The following is a 7,155-nucleotide window of genomic DNA, read 5'->3' on the forward strand; positions in this document are numbered from 1 at the left end:
CGTTCTGCAGCGTATCGACGACCACACCATGTCGTACGGAGGACAGTTATCCCTAAGCGCGTCTTAACGGTCAGCTAAGGAAGTCGCCACCGGTGGCCCGGCGCAGGGCCGAACGCATCGCCGTCATCGGGGCGGCCACGCCGGTGAACTGCTCGAACTGGCCGACGGCCTGGGCCAACAGCAGGTCCAATCCGGACACCACCCGCAGGCCGGCCGCGAGGGCGGAGGCGGCCAGCGGCGTCGGCCACGGGTCGTACAGCGCGTCGAAGAACACCGCGCCCGGCCGCCAGGTCACCACACCGGCCAGCGGATCGGCGACCCCCTTCGGCACGGTCGAGACGACCACCTCGGCGCCCAGGTGCCGCGACGCGTCAGCCCAGGACCCGGCGGACAGCACGACATCCAGCGCATCCGCCACCGGCCGCAGGTCGTCGACCGCCTCGACCCGGCGGGCCACCACCGTCACCGAGGAGCAGGCCAGCCGTGCGGCGGCGGCCAAGGCGGCGCGGGCCGTTCCACCCGCGCCGAGCACCGTCATGGCGGCGCCGGGGCCGACGCCGGCGTCGGTGAGCACCCGGACCATCCCGCCGACGTCGGTGTTGTCCGCGTACCAGGAGCCGTCCGGACGGCGTACCAGCGTGTTGGCCGCGCCGACCGCGGTGGCGACCGGCGAGGCGGCGTCCGCCACCGCTAGCGCCGCCTCCTTGCCCGGCATGGTCACCGACAGCCCGGCCCACTCCGGACCCAGGCCGGCGACCAGGGCCGGCAGCTCCGCCGCCGCGCACTCGATCCGGGTGTACGACCATCCGACCAGCCCGGCGGCCTCGTACCCGGCTCTGTGGATCACCGGGGAGAGGGAGTGCGCGATGGGCTTGCCCAGCACCGCGGCCCGTCGTCGGAGCGCCATCAGATGATGCCGGCCTCCCTGGCCCTGGCCTCGTTACGCTGGTGCCCCTCGTAGGTCTCGGCGAAGGCGGAGTGGCCCTGCTTGTCGATCGCCACGAAGTAGAGCCACTTGCCCGGCGGCGGAGCCATCGCCCCCTCCAGTGCCTGCTTGCCCGGGTTGTTGATCGGGGTGGGCACGAGGCCGGGCAGCTTGCGGTTGTACGGGTTCTTCGGGTCGTCCAGCTCGGCCGCCGTCATCTGCGCGGAGGTCTTTGTCGGTTTGCCGATCGACTCCAGGTAGTAGTTGACCGTGACGTCCATCTCCAGGCAGTTGCAGTTGAACTCGCCGTAGACCCGGTTGTACGCCACCCGGGCGACCTTGCCCAGGTCGTCCTTGTTGCCCGCCTCGGCCTGGGCCAGCGACGACACGATCAACGCCTCGTACGGGCTGACCTTGCGTTCCTTCTGTACCCGGTCGGCGAACTTCATCTCACCGGTCACCGAGAGGAAGTTGTCCACCATCAGCTTGAGGATGCTCTCCGCGGTGGCCTTGGGCGGGATCTCGTACGTGTCCGGGAAGAGGAAGCCCTCGATGGACTTGACGGTCTTCTTCCCGTCGTCGCGCTTGAACCACCAGTCCGGGACGCCGAGCGCTTCCGGGTCCTTCGCCGCGGTCTGGAAGTCCTTGATCGGGATCTTGGTCTTCTCGGAGAGCAGCCTGTAGATGCTCAGGCTGGTGCGACCCTCGGGGATGGTCAGCCCGTTGACGATCTTGTTCTTCAGGTCGAGCATCGCAGTGACGGCGGTCGCGCCGCTCATCTGCTTGCGCAGCTTGTACGTGCCCGGCTGGATGTTCTTGCTGCGCGAGTTCGCCTCGGCGGCCTCGATGAACGCCTTCTGGCTCTTGACCACGTCGGCAGCGACCAGAGCGTCGGCCATGTCGGCCAGCAGCGCGCCCTGCTTGATCTCGACGGTGATCTCGCCGGTGCCGCCGCCGTCGTAGTCCGGGGTGACGAAGTAGTTCTGGATCCGGTCGAAGCCGTAGAACGCGCCGCCACCGATGCCACCCAGCAGGAACAGAGCCAGCAGAAGGGCCAGGAACGTCTTGCCCCGGGAGCCACCCGACCCGCCCTTGCGCTTACGGACGAAGCTGCGCCGGTGCCGGCCCTTCTCCCCCCGCTCCGCCTCATCGAACCCAAGATCCAGATCGTCGATCATTACGTCCGCCTCCGCTGCGCGTCCAGCCAGCTCTGCAGAATCTCCACCGCGGCCGCCTGGTCGACAACCGCACGTTGACGCTTGCCCCGAACGCCACGCTCGGCAAGCCTACGAGAAGCGACCACGGTCGACATCCTCTCGTCAGTGAGCGTTACCGGGACGGGCGCTATCACATCGACCAGTCGGTCAGCGTACGCCTTCACATGGACAGCCGCCGGGCCGTGCTTGCCGGCGAGATTGACCGGAAGCCCGACGACGACCTGGACGGCCTCGTGCTCGGCCACCAACGCCGCGAGCTGGGCAAGGTCGCTCGGCACCGCGTCCGGCGCGGCGGTGAGGTCGCGCGCCAGGGTGACCAGCGGGACCGCCAGCACCCCGTCCGGATCCGAACGGGACACCCCGACCCGGACCTGGCCGACGTCCACCCCGATCCGCACCCCCCGCGTCAGCCCCGTCACCGGCCGTCACCTCGGGTGAAGGACGAACCAGGGCGGACCGATCGGCCCGCCCTGGTCGAAAGATGGTGGTACTTCACGCCTCGGTGATCGCCTTCTCGACGGTGAGCAACAGCTTCGGCGCCTCAGCCGCCGGAAGGCCACCCCCCTGGGCGAGGTCGGGGCTGCCCCCGCCGCGCCCGGAGAACGCCGCCTTCACCAGATCCGACGCCGCCAGACCCCGACCACGGGCCGCCTGGTTGACCGCCACCACCAGGGACGCCTTGCCGTTCGCCCGAGCCGCCACCGCGACCACCGCCGGCCGCGCCGGGTCGATCTTGCCGCGGATCTCCTGAGCCAGCGTCCGCACATCGTTGCCGGCCGCGCCCTCCGGCGCCTCGGTGCCCACGTACGCCACCCCGCGCACGTCCCTGGCCTGGGCGGCGAGCGCCGCCGCCCCGCCCAGCACCAGCTGGGCGCGGAGCTTCTCCAGCTCCTTCTCGGCGTCCCGGAGCTGGGTGACGGTCTGCTCCACCCGGTCGGCGACCTGGTCGTTCGGCACCCGGTACAACTCGGCCAGCCGGGAGACCAGCAGGTGCTCACGGGCCAGGAAGCCGAACGCGTCCATGCCGACCAGCGCCTCGACCCGGCGGACGCCGGAGCCGATCGACGACTCGGAGAGGATCTTCACCAGGCCGAGCTGGGCCGAGCGCGCCACGTGCGTGCCGCCGCACAGCTCCCGGGCGTAGTCGCCCACCTCGACGACCCGCACCTCCTCGCCGTACTTCTCGCCGAACAGCGCCATCGCCCCGATCCGGCGCGCCTCGTCCAGCGAGGTGATGAAGGCGTGCACCTCCAGGTCGGCCAGGAGCACCTCGTTGACCTGCTGCTCCACGTCGTGCAGCACGCTCGGCGACACCCCGGTCGGGGTGTTGAAGTCGAACCGCAGGCGGCCGGGCGCGTTCAGCGAGCCCGCCTGGGTGGCCGAGTCGCCGAGGAAGTTGCGCATGGTCTGGTGCACCAGATGGGTGGCGGTGTGCGACCGGGAGATCGCCCGCCGCCGGGTGCTGTCGATCTCCGCGAAGCCGGTCTCGCCGGCCCGCACCTCACCCCGGATCACCCGGGCCCGGTGCACGATCAGGCCGGGCACCGGCTGCTGCACGTCGAACACCTCGATCTGACCACCGCCCACGGTGATCAGGCCCTGGTCGGGCTGCTGGCCACCGCCCTCCGCATAGAACGGGGTGGTGTCGAGCACCAGCTCGATGGTGTCGCCCTCGGCCGCCGCCTGGCGCGGGCCGTCGTCGCCGAGCAGCGCCCGCACCCGCGACTCGCGAGCCATCTCGCTGTAGCCGGTGAACGTCACCGGCCCACCCGCGTCGAGCACCGACCGGTACGCCGACACGTCGGTGTGCCCGGTCTTGCGGGCCTGCGCGTCCGCCTTCGCCCGGGTCCGCTGGTCGGCCATCAGCCGGCGGAAGCCCTCGTCGTCGACGCGAAGACCCTGCTCCGCGGCGATCTCCAGGGTCAGGTCGATCGGGAAGCCGTACGTGTCGTGCAACTGGAACGCCTTCGCCCCGGACAACGCCGCGCCACCCGCGGTGCGGGTCTCGGCGATCGCCGTGTCCAGGATCGTGGTGCCGGCGCGCAGCGTGGACAGGAAGGCGTCCTCCTCGGCGTACGCGTACTGCGAGATGCGGTCGAAGTCGGTCGCCAACTCCGGGTACGACGGCGACATGCAGTCCCGCGCCACCGGCAGCAGCTCGGGCAGCGCCCGGTCCTGCCAACCGAGCAGCCGGACCGACCGGATCGCCCGGCGCATGATCCGACGCAGCACGTACCCGCGCCCCTCGTTGCTCGGGGTCACGCCGTCGCCGATCAACATCAGCGCCGTCCGCACATGATCCGCGATCACCCGCAGCCGCACGTCGTCCGGGTGCGACTCGCTGGCCACGTGACCGGAGTGCGCGCCGTAGCGCTTACCGGTCAGCTCGGCCGCCCGGTCCAGGATCGGCCGGACCTCGTCGATCTCGTAGAGGTTGTCGACGCCCTGCAGGATCGAGGCCATCCGCTCCAGGCCCATGCCGGTGTCGATGTTCTTCGCCGGCAGGTCACCCAGGATCGGGTAGTCGTCCTTCGTGGTGCCCGGACCCCGCTCGAACTGCATGAACACGAGGTTCCAGAACTCCATGTAGCGGTCCTCGTCGACCGCCGGGCCGCCCTCGCGCCCGTACTCCGGACCCCGGTCGTAGAACAGCTCCGAGGACGGGCCACACGGCCCGGGAATGCCCATCGACCAGAAGTTGTCCGCCTTGCCCCGGCGGACGATCCGCTCGGCCGGCACGCCGATCGAGCGCCAGATCTCGAACGCCTCGTCGTCGTCCAGGTAGATGCTCGGCCAGATCCGTTCCGGGTCCAGGCCGTACCCGCCCTGGTCCAGCGGCTTGGTGATCAGCTCCCAGGCGAGGGGGATCGCCCCCTCCTTGAAGTAGTCACCGAAGGAGAAGTTGCCGTTCATCTGGAAGAACGTGCCGTGCCGGCTGGTCTTGCCGACCTCGTCGATGTCCGGGGTGCGGATGCACTTCTGCACGCTGACCGCCCGCTGGTACGGCGGGGTCTGCTGGCCCAGGAAGTAGGGGACGAACTGCACCATGCCGGCGTTGACGAACAGCAGGTTCGGGTCGCTGATGGCGGGCAGCGGAGCGGACGGCACCACGGCGTGGCCGTTCGCCTCGAAGTGGGCGAGGTACCGCCGCTTGATCTCCGCCGTCTTCATCGCTGGTGTTCCTCCGGAAAGATTTCTCGATCGCCGATCCGCGGGTCCTCCCGCAACTCGGCGAACTGGTCGTCGAACGCCTCGCCCTGGGCGAACGCCTGGTGGATCTCCTGCTCGCGCTCGGCCATCCCGATGCGAACGTCCTCCACGAAGCTACGCAGCGACTCGACCAGCCCGCCAGCGGATTCCGACAACGAGCTGGCGACGCCGGCCGGGGTGTACGCCTGCGCGGTCTTGGTCGCCTTGCGGACCACCACCACGCCGACGGCCAGACCGATGCCGAGCCAGAACAACCGCCTCATGTCTCGCTACCTCCTGGTGCGCCGGCCGGTCAGCGGTTGCCGCGCTTCGCGGCCCGTCGCTGCTGCTTGATGGTGTCGCGCACCTCGCGCTCGGTCTCGGCGTGCCGGCGGGAGGCGGCGGCCCGGCGCACGCCGTAGCCGAACGCGGCCACCTTGACCAGCGGGTTCGCGGCCGCGGCGGAGACCACGGTGGCCAGGTTCGCGACGTTGGCGGTGACGTTCTGGGCGTGGCTGGTCATCGTGTCGACCTTCGCCAGCTGGAGGTTCACGCCGTCGAGCGAGGTCTGCACCTGCTCCAGCGCGGTGTTGACGTTCTTCACCGTGGTGTTCACGTCGCCGATCAGCGGCGCGGTCCGATCGTTGAGGTCGTTGATCATCCGGGTGGTGGCGTCCACCGTGTGCCGCAGCCGCAGAATGGGCAGCGTCAGGATCAGCACCAGCACCGCGAACGCGCACGCCGCGACCAGCGCCGCAACCTCGCCAATGTCGCCCACGCCTGTCCTCCTCAAGCAGAGTTCCGCAGGACCCGACGCCCCCGGAACGCACAACCGTGGTACCCGTATCGGGCCCGCCGAGCCGTCACCGGTCAGCGGCAGCGGGCTCGGGCCCGCCAGCCCCAGACCCTACCGTCCGTGATGGAGACCCGCTCACGACGGTGAGGGCGTCAACTCACCCAGCGGATCCTCGCTGACCGTCGGGAACGGATCCTCTCCGGTCAGTGACGGATCGGTGCTCGGCTGCGGCCTGGTCCGCTCGTCGTCGATCGCGTTGCGTACCTTCACCGACACCAACGAGCCGGCGCACTCCGCCGCAGCGGCCGACGGCTCGGGAGACGGCACGATCGCCGGCTCGCCGTCGACCGGCGGCGGCACGCAGGTCGGTTCGCGTACCCACAGGTCGAGGGTCAGCTCGTCGCGGCGCCAGCAGGTGTAGCTGCCCTTCGTCCCCGGCTCCGGGCAGCGGGCCACCTTCCAGGGTTGCCAGCCGTCCGCACGCAGCGCGCTCTCGTAGACCGTCGCCGTCTCCTCGGGCGACTTCTCGGAGGTGACGGTGCGCTCGCGCAGCCGGCAGTCGAGCAGGCACCACCGGCTGCCACTGACGTCGTCGACCGTCTTCGCGGCGGCCCAGCCCGGCACGTTCAGCTGGTCCAGATTGTCGAAGACCGGATCCCGGCTCAACGTACGGATGCCGAAGAAGAGCGGCACCGCGCCGAGCAGCACGACGCTGACCAGCACCAGCACCGCCGCCCGCAGGCGTCGACGCTCGCGCGACTGACGGCGGAGCTCGGACCGGGGGCCCGGGGCGTCGTCGTCGTCGGACACGTCCCGGCCGGACGGGCGCAGCGCGGGCCCGGCGGTCGGCTCGGGCGCCGGGCGGTCCACCGGTGCAACCGGCGGGGGCACCACGGCGGCGGCCCGGGCCACGCCGACGGGCTCGCCCGCACGGCCGGGCGGCGGCACCGGAGCGACGCCGGTCGGTTCGGGGCGACCGGGCTCCCGGTGCGGCGGTAGGGCACGGCCGGCGGCGCGGTCCGCCGGCG

At 70.9% G+C, this 7,155-nt stretch carries 7 protein-coding genes; all 7 read right to left on the bottom strand.

The genetic code is table 11. From position 1 onward, the window contains the following. Nucleotides 1-70: 70 nt before the first annotated feature. The gene (locus tag EAD89_RS25930) at nt 71-907 is read right to left on the bottom strand and encodes a shikimate dehydrogenase (RefSeq protein ID WP_121677527.1); all 837 of its coding nucleotides are present in this window, start codon (nt 905-907) and stop codon (nt 71-73) included. Next, entirely contained in the window at nt 907-2,103 is a 1,197-nt protein-coding gene (mltG, locus tag EAD89_RS25935; protein ID WP_121677528.1) for an endolytic transglycosylase MltG, read from the bottom strand. Before mltG ends, EAD89_RS25930 begins: the two co-directional genes overlap by 1 nt. Next, nucleotides 2,103-2,561, bottom strand: coding sequence for a Holliday junction resolvase RuvX (gene ruvX, locus EAD89_RS25940; protein WP_121652658.1), 459 nt, complete (start codon nt 2,559-2,561; stop codon nt 2,103-2,105). Before ruvX ends, mltG begins: the two co-directional genes overlap by 1 nt. Before the next feature lie 73 nt (nt 2,562-2,634). Next, nucleotides 2,635-5,313, bottom strand: coding sequence for an alanine--tRNA ligase (gene alaS / locus EAD89_RS25945; RefSeq protein ID WP_121677529.1), 2,679 nt, complete (start codon nt 5,311-5,313; stop codon nt 2,635-2,637). Next, a complete protein-coding gene (locus EAD89_RS25950; protein ID WP_121652660.1) occupies nt 5,310-5,615 on the bottom strand; it encodes a hypothetical protein in 306 nt (101 codons plus the stop codon). The genes alaS and EAD89_RS25950 overlap by 4 nt, the downstream gene beginning before the upstream one ends. 29 nt (nt 5,616-5,644) lie before the next feature. Continuing rightward, nucleotides 5,645-6,109 (bottom strand): DUF948 domain-containing protein, encoded by a 465-nt coding sequence (locus EAD89_RS25955; protein WP_121652661.1) that lies wholly within the window; start codon nt 6,107-6,109, stop codon nt 5,645-5,647. Nucleotides 6,110-6,262: 153 nt separating this feature from the next. Continuing rightward, nucleotides 6,263-6,937 (bottom strand): hypothetical protein, encoded by a 675-nt coding sequence (locus tag EAD89_RS25960; protein WP_121652662.1) that lies wholly within the window; start codon nt 6,935-6,937, stop codon nt 6,263-6,265. Between the last annotated feature and the right edge of the window lie 218 nt (nt 6,938-7,155).

This window comes from Micromonospora sp. BL4 (assembly GCF_003667505.1).
Lineage (GTDB): Bacteria > Actinomycetota > Actinomycetes > Mycobacteriales > Micromonosporaceae > Micromonospora.